At 39.8% G+C, this 14,898-nt stretch carries 13 protein-coding genes; all 13 read left to right on the top strand.

The window, feature by feature from the left end:
• Positions 1-103: 103 nt before the first annotated feature.
• The 13 genes from HT699_RS00330 (at position 104) to HT699_RS00270 (ending at position 14,760) form a co-directional block, all read left to right on the top strand.
• Complete coding sequence (locus HT699_RS00330; RefSeq protein ID WP_007284808.1) at positions 104-1,147, top strand: TIGR00341 family protein; 1,044 nt, start codon at positions 104-106, stop codon at positions 1,145-1,147.
• Positions 1,148-1,312: 165 nt separating this feature from the next.
• Positions 1,313-3,400: a type I DNA topoisomerase gene (gene topA, locus HT699_RS00325; RefSeq protein WP_023938619.1), complete on the top strand. Its 2,088-nt coding sequence runs from the start codon at positions 1,313-1,315 to the stop codon at positions 3,398-3,400.
• A gap of 105 nt (positions 3,401-3,505) precedes the next feature.
• Positions 3,506-3,865: a YbaN family protein gene (locus tag HT699_RS00320; RefSeq protein ID WP_023936524.1), complete on the top strand. Its 360-nt coding sequence runs from the start codon at positions 3,506-3,508 to the stop codon at positions 3,863-3,865.
• A gap of 92 nt (positions 3,866-3,957) precedes the next feature.
• Positions 3,958-4,590 carry a copper homeostasis protein CutC gene (locus tag HT699_RS00315; RefSeq protein ID WP_172934003.1) on the top strand — a complete coding sequence of 211 codons (633 nt, stop codon included), beginning with the start codon at positions 3,958-3,960 and terminating at the stop codon, positions 4,588-4,590.
• Between the two features lie 43 nt (positions 4,591-4,633).
• Complete coding sequence (locus tag HT699_RS00310) at positions 4,634-5,290, top strand: MmcQ/YjbR family DNA-binding protein (protein WP_023936522.1); 657 nt, start codon at positions 4,634-4,636, stop codon at positions 5,288-5,290.
• Positions 5,291-5,604: 314 nt separating this feature from the next.
• Positions 5,605-7,167: a 2-isopropylmalate synthase gene (locus HT699_RS00305; RefSeq protein ID WP_172934002.1), complete on the top strand. Its 1,563-nt coding sequence runs from the start codon at positions 5,605-5,607 to the stop codon at positions 7,165-7,167.
• Between the two features lie 11 nt (positions 7,168-7,178).
• Complete coding sequence (leuB, locus tag HT699_RS00300; protein ID WP_172934001.1) at positions 7,179-8,216, top strand: 3-isopropylmalate dehydrogenase; 1,038 nt, start codon at positions 7,179-7,181, stop codon at positions 8,214-8,216.
• Positions 8,213-8,482: a DUF1294 domain-containing protein gene (locus HT699_RS00295; protein ID WP_023936517.1), complete on the top strand. Its 270-nt coding sequence runs from the start codon at positions 8,213-8,215 to the stop codon at positions 8,480-8,482. The genes leuB and HT699_RS00295 overlap by 4 nt, the downstream gene beginning before the upstream one ends.
• Positions 8,483-8,485: 3 nt before the next feature.
• Positions 8,486-9,868 carry a 3-isopropylmalate dehydratase large subunit gene (gene leuC / locus HT699_RS00290; protein WP_050208154.1) on the top strand — a complete coding sequence of 461 codons (1,383 nt, stop codon included), beginning with the start codon at positions 8,486-8,488 and terminating at the stop codon, positions 9,866-9,868.
• Positions 9,869-9,877: 9 nt separating this feature from the next.
• Positions 9,878-10,471, top strand: a complete 594-nt coding sequence (gene leuD, locus HT699_RS00285) for a 3-isopropylmalate dehydratase small subunit (protein ID WP_138700101.1) — start codon at positions 9,878-9,880, stop codon at positions 10,469-10,471.
• 27 nt (positions 10,472-10,498) lie between these two features.
• Complete coding sequence (locus HT699_RS00280) at positions 10,499-11,278, top strand: Sua5/YciO/YrdC/YwlC family protein (RefSeq protein ID WP_119943430.1); 780 nt, start codon at positions 10,499-10,501, stop codon at positions 11,276-11,278.
• A 196-nt stretch (positions 11,279-11,474) separates the two neighbouring features.
• Positions 11,475-13,457 (top strand): AAA family ATPase, encoded by a 1,983-nt coding sequence (locus HT699_RS00275; RefSeq protein WP_172934000.1) that lies wholly within the window; start codon positions 11,475-11,477, stop codon positions 13,455-13,457.
• A complete protein-coding gene (locus HT699_RS00270; RefSeq protein ID WP_172934004.1) occupies positions 13,444-14,760 on the top strand; it encodes a 3-isopropylmalate dehydrogenase in 1,317 nt (438 codons plus the stop codon). Before HT699_RS00275 ends, HT699_RS00270 begins: the two co-directional genes overlap by 14 nt.
• The last annotated feature ends 138 nt before the right edge of the window (positions 14,761-14,898 follow it).

The following is a 14,898-nucleotide window of genomic DNA, read 5'->3' as shown; positions in this document are numbered from 1 at the left end:
CTGACGAAGTCAGTAACATCTATACGGCAAGGTGAAGCTGACGTGGCTTGAAGAGATTTTCGAAGAGTATTAGCGACTAGTTAGCTGGGAAAGGAAGATATTTGTGACAAATAATAAACTGTATTCGTTGATAGAATTTAGAAATAAAATATATGAAGAATTAGAACTTTCCAGAAGTGATTTAGCGATTTTACTATGTGCCATGCTTATCGCCTCTATCGGATTAAATATGGATTCGACTCCCGTGATTATTGGAGCCATGTTAATCTCTCCTTTGATGACACCTATTCTGGGAGTGGGGCTCTCTCTAGCTATATTTGATTTTAAATTGTTAAGAAAATCTTTTAAAATATTAGCTATTCAAATTCTTGCCAGTCTAATAGCTTCAACACTTTATTTTTATCTTTCTCCCATTTCGTATGCTAGTTCGGAGATTGTTGCTAGAACCTCTCCGACTATTTGGGATGTTCTCATTGCTTTTGTAGGAGGGATAGCAGGTATTATTGGTGCTAGGAAAAAAGAGACCAATAATATTGTTCCTGGTGTTGCTATTGCAACCGCCTTGATGCCTCCTCTTTGTACAGTAGGTTATGCTATTGCTTCTGCTAATCTAAAATTTATCATAGGCTCCTCTTACCTATTCCTCATCAATTGTAGCTTTATTGTCATTGCGACTTATATAGGTGTTAGGTTGATGATGGTTAAGAAACATTATTTTAAAGATAATGAAGAAGACTCTAAAATGCGCAGGATTTTGCTTCTAGTTGCTGTTTTGCTGATGATTCCGAGTTTTATCTCTGCAACGACTTTAGTGAGAGAAACGTTGAAAAAAGAGTCCCTTAAGAAATTTATATCAGAGCAATTTCAGGGGCATAATATTTTGAAAAAAATCTATTCTAAAAAGACTCATACCCTAAAGCTAACCATTTCAGGAAATTATTTGACAGAAGAAGAACTCGATATGATTTCCAGTAAGAGAGGTGACTATGGTTTAAGTGATGTTTCTGTTCAAGTTTCCCAATTGTCTGATTCAGAACAACTTAGTAAGGAAGAACTGGTGGAGTATTTCTTCCAGTATATCAAGGATAAGGAAGCAAAAGAAAAGGAAAAAGCCAATAAATTTGATACAGAGTCTGAGGAACAATAATTTCTTGAGAATAGCTGGTTTTTCTCGTGAGTCTTCTATGTATATCAAAGGAAGACTGAAGTCTTAAGTATAAACTTTTCTTCTATTATAGTAGCTAAGTCTTGACAGGGTTCAAAAAATGGTTTACACTTTATAAAGTTTATTACTTTGAAAAGGTGTGATACTGTGGCTACGGCAACAAAAAAGAAAAAATCAACAGTTAAAAAAAATCTAGTCATCGTGGAGTCGCCTGCTAAGGCCAAGACGATTGAAAAATATCTCGGCAGAAACTACAAGGTTTTAGCCAGTGTCGGGCATATCCGTGATTTGAAGAAATCCAGTATGTCCGTCGATATTGAAAATAATTATGAACCGCAATATATCAATATCCGAGGAAAAGGCCCTCTTATCAATGACTTGAAAAAAGAAGCTAAAAAAGCTAATAAAGTTTTTCTGGCGAGTGACCCGGACCGTGAAGGAGAAGCGATTTCTTGGCATTTGGCCCATATTCTCAACTTGGATGAAAATGATGCCAACCGTGTGGTCTTCAATGAAATCACCAAGGATGCAGTCAAAAATGCTTTTAAAGAACCTCGTAAGATCGATATGGACTTGGTCGATGCCCAACAAGCTCGTCGGATCTTGGATCGCTTGGTCGGGTATTCGATTTCGCCTATTTTGTGGAAGAAGGTCAAGAAGGGCTTGTCAGCAGGTCGCGTTCAGTCCATTGCCCTTAAACTCATCATTGACCGTGAAAATGAAATCAATGCCTTCCAGCCAGAAGAATACTGGACAGTTGATGCTGTCTTTAAAAAGGGAACCAAACAATTTCATGCTTCCTTCTATGGAGTAGATGGTAAAAAGATGAAACTGACCAGCAATAACGAAGTCAAGGAAGTCTTGTCTCGTCTGACGAGTAAAGACTTTTCAGTAGATCAGGTGGATAAGAAAGAGCGTAAGCGCAATGCTCCTTTACCCTATACCACTTCATCTATGCAGATGGATGCTGCCAATAAAATCAATTTCCGTACTCGAAAAACCATGATGGTTGCCCAACAGCTCTATGAAGGAATTAATATCGGTTCTGGTGTTCAAGGTTTGATTACCTATATGCGTACCGATTCGACTCGTATCAGTCCTGTAGCGCAAAATGAGGCGGCAAGCTTCATTACGGATCGTTTTGATAGCAAGTATTCTAAGCACGGTAGCAAGGTCAAAAACGCATCAGGTGCTCAGGATGCCCATGAGGCTATTCGTCCGTCGAGTGTCTTTAATACACCAGAAAGCATCGCTAAGTATCTGGACAAGGATCAGCTCAAGCTATATACCCTTATCTGGAATCGTTTTGTGGCTAGCCAGATGACAGCGGCCGTTTTTGATACCATGGCTGTTAAATTGTCTCAAAATGGAGTTCAATTTGCTGCCAATGGTAGTCAGGTTAAGTTTGATGGTTATCTTGCCATTTATAATGATTCTGACAAGAATAAAATGCTACCAGATATGGCTGTTGGAGATGTGGTCAAACAGGTCAATAGCAAACCAGAGCAACATTTCACCCAACCGCCTGCCCGTTATTCTGAAGCAACACTGATTAAAACCTTAGAGGAAAATGGGGTTGGACGTCCATCAACCTACGCGCCAACCATTGAAACCATTCAGAAACGTTATTATGTTCGCCTGGCAGCCAAACGTTTTGAACCGACAGAGTTGGGAGAAATTGTCAATAAGCTCATCGTTGAATATTTCCCAGATATCGTAAACGTGACCTTCACAGCTGAAATGGAAGGTAAACTGGATGATGTCGAAGTTGGAAAAGAGCAGTGGCGACGGGTCATTGATGCCTTTTACAAACCATTCTCTAAAGAGGTCTCCAAGGCTGAAGAAGAAATGGAGAAAATCCAGATCAAGGATGAACCAGCTGGATTTGACTGTGAAGTGTGTGGTAGTCCAATGGTCATTAAACTTGGTCGTTTTGGTAAGTTCTACGCTTGTAGCAATTTTCCAGATTGCCGTCATACCCAAGCAATCGTGAAAGAGATTGGTGTTGAGTGTCCAAGTTGTCATCAGGGACAAATTATTGAGCGTAAAACCAAACGCAATCGCCTTTTCTATGGTTGCAATCGCTATCCAGACTGTGAATTTACTTCTTGGGACAAGCCTGTTGGTCGTGACTGTCCAAAATGTGGCAACTTCCTCATGGAGAAAAAAGTCCGTGGTGGTGGCAAGCAGGTTGTTTGCAGCAATGGTGATTACGAAGAAGAAAAGATTAAATAAGAAGAGAGTCCTGAAAGTGAATTTCAGGCTCTTTTTGGTTGGAACTTGACAAAATTCATCATTTTATGCGAAACTAGAAGAGGATTATTTTAATTAGGAGTAGTTATGCGTCTTATCTATCTGATAATTGGTTTTTTATCACTGGCCTTGGCAATTGTTGGGGTTGTTTTACCCTTGTTGCCTACAACGCCTTTTCTTTTGTTGTCTATTGCTTGTTTCTCCAGAAGTTCCAAGCGCTTCGAAGATTGGTTGTATCATACCAAGCTCTATCAAGCATATGTTGCTGATTTTCGCGAGACTAAGTCTATTGCGCGTGAACGTAAAAAAGAGATTATTGTCTCTATCTACATCTTGATGGGAATTTCCATTTATTTTGCACCTCTTTTACCTGTCAAAATCGGTCTGGGAGCCTTGACCATCTTTATCACCTATTATCTCTTTAAGGTTATTCCAGACAAAGAATAGTTAAAATAGTAGTTATTTGCCTTGATAAAAATAAAAACATATTCACAACAATATGATATAATAAATTCAAAGTAATATTCAAGGAGAATCAAATGATTTACGAATTTTGTGCTGAAAATGTGACCTTGCTTGAAAAAGCGATGGAGGCTGGAGCTCGTCGAATCGAACTCTGTGATAATCTTGCAGTTGGTGGGACAACACCCAGCTATGGAGTGACTAAGGCAGCAGTTGAACTGGCAGCTAACTACAATACAACCATCATGACCATGATTCGTCCACGTGGTGGCGACTTTGTCTATAATGATATGGAAATTGCTATTATGCTAGAAGACATTCTCTTGACTGCTCAGGCTGGAAGTCAAGGGGTTGTATTTGGTACCTTAACTGCTGATAAAAAGTTGGATAAGCCTAATCTGGAGAAGCTAATTGAGGCTTCAAAAGGAATGGAAATTGTCTTTCATATGGCCTTTGATGAATTGAGCGAAGAAGACCAGTTAGAAGCTATTGACTGGCTTAGTCAAGCTGGAGTCACTCGTATCCTAACTCGTGCTGGTGTATCTGGCGACTCTCTAGACAAACGTTTTGCTCATTATCACAAAATTTTGGAACATGCTAAAGGTAAAATTGAAATTCTACCAGGTGGAGGGATTGACCTTGACAACCGTCAAACCTTTATTGACCAGCTGGGGATAACACAATTGCATGGAACCAAGGTTGTCTTTTAAAAAATAGAAAGGAACTGCTAGCTTTTGATAGCAGTTTTCACTTATGTTTGAAATTTTTAAATCCTATCAATTTAATAAAGAAAAGGCTCATGCTTATGGTTTTGTAGAAAATAGTGGAGTCTGGACCTATAGTTGCCAGATTTTGCAGGGTGACTTTGTCATGACTGTGTCCATTACTGCTGATAATGTGAACTTTCAGGTCTTTGACCAGGAAACCGGTGACCTCTATCCTCAAGTTCATATGGAAAGTATGCGTGGGAGTTTTGTAGGAAGTGTCCGTGAGGCTTGTTTGGAGATTCTTTACCAGATTCGGAAGGCTTGTTTTGATGTGCAAGATTTTATCTTTCCTCAGACTAAGCGTATCATGGTTCAGGTTCAGGAAAAGTATGGAAACCAGTTGGAGTATCTGTGGGAGAAATCGCCTGATACGGCAGTATTAAGACATGAAGGAAATCAAAAGTGGTATGCCGTCTTGATGAAAATCTCTTGGGATAAGCTGGAAAAGGGCAGAGAAGGACAAGTGGAAGCAGTCAATCTCAAACATGATCAAGTAGTGGACCTGCTTTCACAAAAGGGCATTTATCCAGCTTTTCATATGAACAAACGCTACTGGATTAGTGTGGCGCTTGATGATACGTTGTCAGATGAAATGGTACTGGAATTGATAGAAAAAAGTTGGAACTTAACCTCTAAAAAATGAAACATTTCAAGGATTTTCAAGAACTTTCAATTAGCTAAATATTCTCTACTGAAGAAATTTTCAGAAAATATTTGATTTTTTCTTGACAAGTGCTTTTGCCTATGCTAAAATACTTAACAAGATATCAAACGAAGGAGAAAGTCAAACATGAAAACAGCTAAGTTTAATCAATTCGCTTTGTTGTTGAGGTACTCGGGCTAGTGCAAAAAGCATTAGTCCTGTTTGGCTTACCAAGCGGGAGTAAATCAACATCTCGCTTGGGTTTCTGAGCGAGATGTTTTTTTTAAAATCACATTTGGAAAAGGGGAAATCTTATGCGAACAGTTGAATTTCTAGATACCAGCCTTCGGGATGGAGAGCAGACACCCGGTGTTAACTTTTCAATCAAAGAAAAAATTGCCATAGCAAGGCAGCTTGAGAAATGGGGTATTTCAGCCATTGAAGCTGGTTTTCCGGCGGCGAGTCCTGATTCATTCACAGCAGTGCAGGAGATTGCTAAGGCCTTGAAGAAAACGGCGGTAACTGGTCTGGCCCGCTCTGTCAAGTCTGATATTGATGCTTGTTACGAGGCCCTAAAGGACGCCAAGTATCCACAAGTTCACGTCTTTATCGCTACCAGTCCCATTCATCGTAAGTATAAGCTCAATAAGAGCAAGGAAGAGATTTTGGAAGCTATTAAGGAGCATGTTTCTTATGCCCGTTCTAAGTTTGAAGTGGTCGAATTCTCTCCTGAGGATGCGACTAGAACAGAGTTGGATTTCCTCTTACAAGTTGTTCAAACAGCGGTTGATGCAGGGGCGTCTTATATCAATATCCCTGATACGGTTGGATTTACCACGCCAGAGGAGTACGGTGCTATCTTCAAATACTTGATTGAGAATGTCAAGACGGATCGTCAGATTATCTATTCGCCTCACTGCCACGATGACCTTGGAATGGCAGTGGCAAATAGCCTTGCTGCCGTCAAGAATGGGGCAGAACGTGTTGAAGGAACCATCAATGGTATTGGTGAGAGAGCTGGAAATGCTGCTTTGGAAGAAATAGCAGTAGCCCTCAATATTCGCCAAGATTACTACCAAGCAGAAACCAGTATTGTCCTAAATGAGACCATCAATACGTCAGAAATGGTTTCTCGCTTCTCAGGTATCCCAGTTCCTAAAAACAAGGCCGTCGTTGGTGGTAATGCCTTTTCTCACGAATCTGGTATTCACCAAGACGGAGTTCTTAAAAATCCTCTTACTTATGAGATTATCACCCCTGAATTGGTTGGTGTTAAGAGCAATAGCCTTCCGCTTGGAAAATTGTCTGGTCGCCATGCCTTTATTGAAAAACTAAGAGAATTGGCCCTAGACTTTACAGAAGAGGACATCAAACCACTCTTTGCTAAGTTTAAGGCACTGGCAGACAAGAAGCAAGAAATCACAGATGCAGATATTCGTGCTCTGGTAGCTGGAACCATGGTTGAAAACCCAGAAGGCTTCCACTTTGATGATTTACAACTGCAAACCCATGCAGATAATGACATTGAAGCGCTCGTTAGCTTAGCCAATATGGATGGTGAAAAAGTCGAATTTAATGCGACAGGGCAAGGTTCTGTTGAGGCTATATTTAATGCTATCGACAAATTCTTCAATCAATCTGTTCGCTTGGTGTCCTACACTATTGACGCTGTAACGGATGGAATCGATGCCCAGGCTCGGGTTTTGGTCACTGTTGAAAATAGAGATACAGAAACCATCTTTAATGCAGCAGGTCTTGATTTCGATGTGTTGAAGGCTTCAGCTATTGCCTACATCAATGCCAATACCTTTGTTCAAAAAGAGAATGCTGGTGAGATGGGACGTTGTGTTTCCTATCGTGATATGCCTAGTGTGTAAAGGAGAAGGCTATGACAAAGAAAATAGTAGCTCTAGCAGGGGACGGAATTGGCCCAGAAATCATGGAGGCTGGTTTAGAAGTTCTGGAGGCTCTAGCTGAAAAAACAGGTTTTGACTATGAGGTTGACAGACGACCCTTCGGAGGTGCAGGTATTGATGCAGCAGGGCATCCCTTACCTGATGAAACCCTCAAGGCATGTCGTGAAGCAGATGCCATTCTCTTAGCGGCTATCGGTAGTCCCCAGTATGATGGGGCAGCGGTTCGCCCTGAACAAGGCTTGCTGGTTCTCCGTAAGGAACTCAATCTCTATGCTAATATTCGCCCTGTAAAAATCTTTGACAGTCTTAAGCATTTGTCACCACTCAAACCGGAACGAATTGCTGGTGTAGACTTTGTCGTGGTACGGGAGTTGACAGGCGGGATTTACTTTGGAGATCATATCCTTGAAGAGCGCAAAGCGCGTGATATCAACGACTACAGCTATGAGGAAGTGGAGCGAATTATTCGCAAGGCCTTTGAAATCGCAAGAAACCGCAGAAAAATCGTTACTAGTATCGATAAGCAAAATGTTCTAGCGACCTCAAAACTCTGGCGGAAAGTAGCTGAGGAAGTCGCGCAGGATTTCCCAGATGTAACCTTGGAACACCAGTTGGTAGACTCAGCTGCTATGCTTATAATTACCAATCCTGCCAAGTTTGATGTTATTGTGACGGAGAATCTTTTTGGAGATATTCTCTCTGATGAATCAAGCGTTCTATCAGGCACACTTGGGGTCATGCCATCAGCCAGTCATTCTGAAAATGGACCAAGCCTTTATGAGCCTATCCACGGTTCAGCACCTGATATTGCAGGTCAAGGCATTGCAAATCCTATCTCCATGATTTTATCAGTGGCCATGATGTTGAGAGATAGTTTTGGTCGTTATGAGGATGCAGAGCGTATTGAGCGTGCTGTTGAAGCAAGTTTGGCGGCTGGTGTTTTAACAAGAGATATAGGGGGACAGGCTTCTACCAGGGAAATGACAGAAGCTATTATTGCAAGGTTATGAAGTTAGACGAAAAAATTACTCTAGTCCTTTTAATTTGGAATGTCATGGTTTTCTTGATTTATGGTATTGACAAATCTAAGGCAAGGAGAAGAGCTTGGCGCATCCCAGAGAAAATCTTACTCATTTTAGCCTTTACTTGTGGTGGTTTTGGTGCCTGGTTAGCAGGAATCACTTTTCACCACAAGACTCGAAAATGGTACTTTAAAACAGTTTGGTTTCTTGGGATGGTGACTACACTAGTAGCCTTATATGTTATTTGGAGGTAATAGATGGCAGGAAAATCGATTTTTGATAAATTATGGGACCGTCATGTCATCACAGGAGAAGAGGGGCAGCCCCAACTCATGTATGTGGATCAGCACTATATTCATGAAGTGACCAGCCCTCAGGCTTTTCAAGGTTTGCGAGATGCAGGGCGCAGATTGAGACGACCAGACTTGACATTTGGAACATTTGACCACAATGTCCCGACGGTCAATATCTACGATATTCGAGATGTGATTTCTAAGGCTCAAATTGATAAGCTGGCTGAAAATGTTGAGGAGTTTGGGATTGAACATGCGGCCCATGGTTCTGAAAAACAAGGAATTGTTCACATGGTTGGTCCAGAAACAGGACGAACCCAACCAGGGAAATTCATCGTCTGTGGAGATAGCCACACAGCAACCCACGGGGCTTTCGGAGCTATCGCCTTTGGGATTGGGACCAGTGAGGTCGAACATGTCTTTGCGACACAGACCCTCTGGCAGGTCAAACCCAAGAAAATGCTGGTGGAATTTACAGGTGTTCCTCAAAAAGGAGTTTATTCCAAGGATTACATTTTAGCCTTGATTGCCAAGTACGGTGTTGCTTGCGGCGTTGGCTACGTGGTGGAATATCGTGGACAAGCAATTGATGCACTGAGCATGGAAGAGCGCATGACCATCTGCAATATGTCCATCGAGTTTGGATCCAAGATGGGGATTATGAATCCGGATCAAACCACCTATGATTATCTCAAGGGACGGGAGTGTGTTCCAGAGGACTTTGAAGAGGCTGTGGCTGATTGGAAAACAATTGTCAGTGATGAGGATGCTGTTTACGATAAGGTTATCCAGATGGATGTCTCAGACTTGGCTCCCATGGTGACCTGGGGAACCAATCCTGCTATGGGCGTTGACTTTGACAGTAGCTTCCCAGAAATTAAGGATATGAATGATGAGCGTGCCTACAATTACATGGATTTGGAGCCTGGTCAAAAGCCAGCAGATATTGAACTAGGCTATATCTTTATCGGTTCTTGTACCAATGCTCGTCTCAGCGACTTGCAACTGGCTGCGCGATTTGTCAAAGGAAAGAAAATTGCTCCCAACTTAACGGCTATCGTAGTCCCAGGTTCTCGTCCTGTCAAACGAGCTGCTGAGAAGTTGGGCTTGGACAAGGTATTTCTAGATGCTGGATTTGAGTGGAGAGACCCTGGTTGCTCCATGTGTCTGGGGATGAATCCTGACAAGGTTCCAGATGGCGTTCACTGCGCCTCAACAAGCAACCGCAACTTTGAAGACAGACAGGGATTTGGGGCTAAGACCCATCTCTGTAGTCCAGCTATGGCAGCTGCGGCAGCTATTGCAGGGCGTTTCGTAGATGTTCGGCAAATGCCAGAAGCCCAGTAAGGAGAGGATATGGAGAAATTTATAGTTTATACGGGAACGACCGTTCCTCTCATGAATGATAACATCGACACCGACCAAATCCTACCCAAGCAGTTTCTTAAGTTAATTGATAAAAAAGGCTTTGGTAAGTACCTCATGTATGCTTGGCGTTATCTGGATGATCTCTATACTGAGGACCCCGACTTTGTCTTTAATAGACCTGAATATCGGAAAGCTAGTATCCTCATATCAGGGGATAACTTTGGGGCAGGTTCTTCGAGGGAACATGCAGCTTGGGCTCTAGCGGACTATGGTTTTAAGGTCGTGATTGCAGGGTCTTTTGGGGACATTCATTACAATAATGAACTCAATAATGGCATGTTACCAATTGTTCAGCCCAGAGAGATTAGAGAGAAACTAGCTCAGCTCAAACCGACTGACCAGGTAACTGTGGACTTGGAACAACAGAAAATCATCTCCCCAGTTGGAGAATTCACTTTCGAAATCGATAGCGAATGGAAACACAAGCTCTTAAATGGTTTGGATGATATTGGAATTACCTTGCAGTATGAAGACTTGATTTCTGCTTATGAAAAACAACGACCAGCCTACTGGCAGGATTAGAAGAAAAATAGAAAAGGAAATAGAACTATGACAAAACACATTCAATGGAAGGGAACACTTTCACAAGAAGGATATGAAATTTTAAAAGGTGAGGGGGGATGTATCGTTTGCCCTACTAAAGTTGGTTACATCATCATGACTAGTGACAAGGCAGGTCTTGAACGTAAGTTTGAAGCTAAAGAACGTAACCGTAACAAACCAGGTGTTGTTCTCTGCGGTAGCATGGATGAGCTTCGTGCTTTAGCACAACTCAATCCAGAAATTGAAGCCTTTTACCAAAAACATTGGGACGAAGATATTCTTCTTGGTTGTATCCTTCCTTGGAAACCAGAAGCCTTTGAAAAACTAAAAGCATATGGGGATGGCCGTGAAGAACTGATGACTGACGTGCGTGGTACTAGCTGTTTTGTTATCAAGTTTGGGAAAGCTGGTGAACAATTGGCTGCCAAACTTTGGGAAGAAGGCAAGATGGTTTATGCCTCATCAGCTAACCCATCTGGAAAAGGAAACCGTGGTAAGGTAGAAGGGATCGGAGAACGCATCGAAGGGGCAGTTGACCTTGTTATCGAGGCAGACGACTATGTGGCATCTATCCAGCCTGACAAAACGATTGAAACTCGCTACGAGCAAGGCGTGATGGTGTCTATGGTCGATAAAGATGGCAAACTCATCCCAGAACAAGGGGGAGCACGATCAACTTCACCAGCTCCAGTTGTAATCCGTAAAGGGCTTGACATTGATAAGATTATGATGCACCTGTCAGATACCTTTAACTCATGGGACTACCGTCAGGGCGAGTATTATTAATATTTAAAAGAAGTCTAGTGTTATGAGACATTGAAGCTCCTGACACTGGACTTTTTATTTATAATTTCTTTTCTTTTTTATATAGATGTGATATTCTATATGTGAAATGTGTGTTAAGATAGTTATTAAAAATATTTAAACTAACAAATAATATTTAGAACCTTTAATAATCATTTAATAAGCGAGGTAAAGCATTATGATATCTGAATCAACTTTTATTGATAGAATAAAAAAAGAATTCCCAGATGCAATTGAAAATCAAACAAAAAGTTATATTTCTTTTCAGGTTAAAAATATGAAAGGGAAGTTACAAAACTTTATAGAGATTAATTTTCGGAATAAAGGAATAAAGATTGCCATTCTCTCCAAAAGTCTTCGTGATTCAGATTTTTTGATATTTGATAAGAAGCCTGATTCATTTGGTTGGACACTTGATGCTGAGTATTTTATTAAGGAGGAAAATTCATTAGACGAGATTTTACCTTTTATAAATAAATCTTATGAGTTTGTAAAAACTGGAACTAACTCAGAGTGTTATAAAGTCTTCAGAGAATTTTTGTCTAAATTTGTGAATCAATCAAATATCTATAATTCGAAAGATATAGAAATGAAACGTTCTCAAAAATTAGATGGAGCTGAACATATTTATCCTGCTCTAACCATCGAAGGTATTCCATACAAAGTTGAAATGCTTAACACAGGTCATTTTGGTCCAAGGAGTGGTAATGGATATATTAAATCACCTTATTTTGGTTATCGATTGAGTGACATGGATAACTCATGGATAAATATAAGATGTGGTTTTCAGAGATTTAAACTCACAGAATTTAAAATAGTAAAATGGTACAGTAATAATCAAGATGAAGATTTAGGTTATAAATACCTTGTCAAAGATTTAGAATTGGAATCAACCGCGGAACCTAATGATATTTTAAAAGAGTTTTACGACAATTTTACTAGTTTCTATGTGAAAAAAGAGAAGAAAGATGTAAACATGTTAGAAAATATTAACAAATATAAAAATATTTTATTGCAATCCAAAAACCTCATTCTCCGTGGTGCACCTGGTACAGGAAAAACTTATCTTGCTCAAGAAATTGCTAAAGAGTTAACGGAAGGTCATGAGGAGCAAATCGGCTTTGTACAGTTTCATCCATCTTATGATTATACGGATTTTGTAGAGGGTTTGAGACCAGTATCAAATGGGGATGGAGCTATTGAGTTTAAATTACAAGATGGTATTTTTAAAGAGTTTTGCCAGAAGGCAAAAGAAGCTCAGAAGACTGGAGGTCAAGATAATTTTGAAGAAACGTGGGCTAAGCTAACGAATGCTATCAATGAAAAGCAAGGACAATATTTCTTCCCTCGTAGTTCGGTTCCAGCCAGTTTAAATAGTCAAGGGAATGTGAAGTTTGATTCTCCTGTTGCTACCAAAGAAAAAGTGTATCTTTTGTACAAGGGTGAGGAGACTAAGTTAAAGTACGAAACTTATCAAAAAATCGTTTTAGATCACATGAAAGAAAGTTATGGCTTATGTGATTATGTGTTTCCAACAATTGATACAGACAAAAAATTCGTCTTTATCATTGATGAAATCAACCGTGGTGAGATTTCTAAGATTTTTGGAGAACTCTTTTTTTCTATTGACCCTGGCTATCGTGGTGAAAAGGGAAGTGTTTCTACTCAGTATGCTAACTTACACAAGACTGATGACAAGTTCTATATTCCAGAGAATGTCTATATAATTGGAACAATGAATGATATTGACCGCTCGGTGGACACCTTTGATTTTGCTATGCGTCGTCGTTTCCGATTTGTTGAAGTTACGGCTGAAAGTCAACTTTATATTCTAGATAAAGAACTAGGTGAGCGTGCTGAAGAAGCTAAGACTCGACTAAGAAACTTGAATGCTGCAATTGAAAATGTTCAGGAATTAAACAGTCATTATCATATCGGGCCAAGTTATTTCCTTAAGTTGAAGGATGTAGATTTTGACTATGAATTACTTTGGTCTGATTACCTTAAACCGCTTTTGGAAGATTATCTACGTGGTTCCTATGAGGAAGTTGAAAAACTAAAAATATTGAAAAAAGCGTTTGATTTAAAAGAAAATGAGCAAACTATTCAGAAACATACAGATGACGAAGAAAGCGATGAAAATAAAGATGAGGATAACTGATAATCATCATGAAATTGCTAAAGAAGACTTTGTCGCAGAATATCCCAAACTAAGTCAAGCACTTCTTGATAGAACACTGGACAACCTTTCTCGAGAGGATAGTATCTTTGTTTTCCCAAATGACCTACAATATTCTCCAGATTTGAATAAGAAACAAAAGATTTTGGAAACGGTCAATCAGGAAATTAAGACAGGAAATGTAATTGGTTTTCTGGGCTATGGTCAGGAAAGATTAACGATATCTTCTCGCTTTTCTGATAAGAGCAATGATCATTTTTTGCATTATCTTTTACAAAAGGTTCTTCATATCAATCTCACTAGTTTAGATGTAGCTTTGTCGCGTGAAGATAGACTCTATCAACTTCTGATGTATCTTTTTCCCAAGTATCTTCAAGCTGCTCTCCGAAAAGGTCTTTATAAGGAATACCAGAGATTTTCTCATAACGACAGTCATGTTAAGGGAGTGATGGATGTAAGAAACCATCTCAAGAAAAATCTTCCTTTCACGGGAAATATTGCCTACACAACAAGAGAGTTCACCTATGATAATCCTCTCATGCAGCTAATCCGTCACACTATTGAATACATTAAGCATCAGAAAAGCATTGGGCAAGGGGTTCTTGATAGTCTCTTAACTAGTCGTGAAAATGTAGCAGAAATCGTGCGGGTAACTCCTTCTTATAAACTAGCTGATCGTGCTAAGATTACTCGGGGAAATCAATCTAAACCTATACGTCATGCATACTTTCACGAGTACAGAAAGTTACAAGAACTTTGTCTGATGATTCTAAACCAAGAAAAGCACGGTTTAGGCTATCAAGATCAAAAAATTCATGGTATTCTTTTTGATGTTGCCTGGCTTTGGGAAGAGTATGTTCATACTTTGTTGCCAAAAGATTTCATCCATCCACGAAATAAAGATAAGACGGACGGAATTTCAGTATTTTCTAGTCGAGAACGAAAAGTTTATCCAGATTTCTATAATAGAGATTTAAAAATTGTGTTAGACGCTAAATATAAAAATCTTGAAGATACTGAAAAAGGAATAAACCGTGAGGACTTGTTCCAACTGATTTCCTATTCTTATATTTTAAAAGCTGAGAAGGCTGGTCTGGTTTTTCCGAGCGAGGACAAGTTTGTTTATAATGAGATAGGGAAGCTAGCAGGTTATGGAGCTTTGTTGAAGAAATGGTCTATTCAAATTCCTCAGAATTCTTCATCCTATCGTGAATTTTGTGAAAAGATGGAAAACTCCGAAGAAATATTTAAAAGTAATATTACTAAAGAAGTGGGGAGAAAATAATCTCTCCTCTTTCATTTGTTTTATAACACAAGTAAAACCCGAACAATATAATTTAATTTATAAAATGATTTGACAAAAACTGTACTTTAGTTTATAATGAATTAAGGAAACGGCGGAAAAGGCGTAGGGATGCGAGAG

Origin of the sequence: Streptococcus sp. 1055, assembly GCF_013276815.1 — a bacterium.
GTDB classification, from domain to species: Bacteria; Bacillota; Bacilli; order Lactobacillales; family Streptococcaceae; genus Streptococcus; species Streptococcus pseudopneumoniae.
This window is presented reverse-complemented; position numbering and strand designations above follow the sequence as displayed.

What these genes read in the sequence shown, in the direction of transcription:
- HT699_RS00320 (WP_023936524.1), top strand. Translation starts at nt 3,506, where the DNA reads ATGCGTCTTATCTATCTGATAATTGGTTTTTTATCACTGGCCTTGGCA.
- HT699_RS00315 (WP_172934003.1), top strand. Translation starts at nt 3,958, where the DNA reads ATGATTTACGAATTTTGTGCTGAAAATGTGACCTTGCTTGAAAAAGCG.
- HT699_RS00310 (WP_023936522.1), top strand. Translation starts at nt 4,634, where the DNA reads ATGTTTGAAATTTTTAAATCCTATCAATTTAATAAAGAAAAGGCTCAT.
- HT699_RS00305 (WP_172934002.1), top strand. Translation starts at nt 5,605, where the DNA reads ATGCGAACAGTTGAATTTCTAGATACCAGCCTTCGGGATGGAGAGCAG.
- leuB (WP_172934001.1), top strand. Translation starts at nt 7,179, where the DNA reads ATGACAAAGAAAATAGTAGCTCTAGCAGGGGACGGAATTGGCCCAGAA.
- HT699_RS00295 (WP_023936517.1), top strand. Translation starts at nt 8,213, where the DNA reads ATGAAGTTAGACGAAAAAATTACTCTAGTCCTTTTAATTTGGAATGTC.
- leuC (WP_050208154.1), top strand. Translation starts at nt 8,486, where the DNA reads ATGGCAGGAAAATCGATTTTTGATAAATTATGGGACCGTCATGTCATC.
- leuD (WP_138700101.1), top strand. Translation starts at nt 9,878, where the DNA reads ATGGAGAAATTTATAGTTTATACGGGAACGACCGTTCCTCTCATGAAT.
- HT699_RS00280 (WP_119943430.1), top strand. Translation starts at nt 10,499, where the DNA reads ATGACAAAACACATTCAATGGAAGGGAACACTTTCACAAGAAGGATAT.
- HT699_RS00275 (WP_172934000.1), top strand. Translation starts at nt 11,475, where the DNA reads ATGATATCTGAATCAACTTTTATTGATAGAATAAAAAAAGAATTCCCA.
- HT699_RS00270 (WP_172934004.1), top strand. Translation starts at nt 13,444, where the DNA reads ATGAGGATAACTGATAATCATCATGAAATTGCTAAAGAAGACTTTGTC.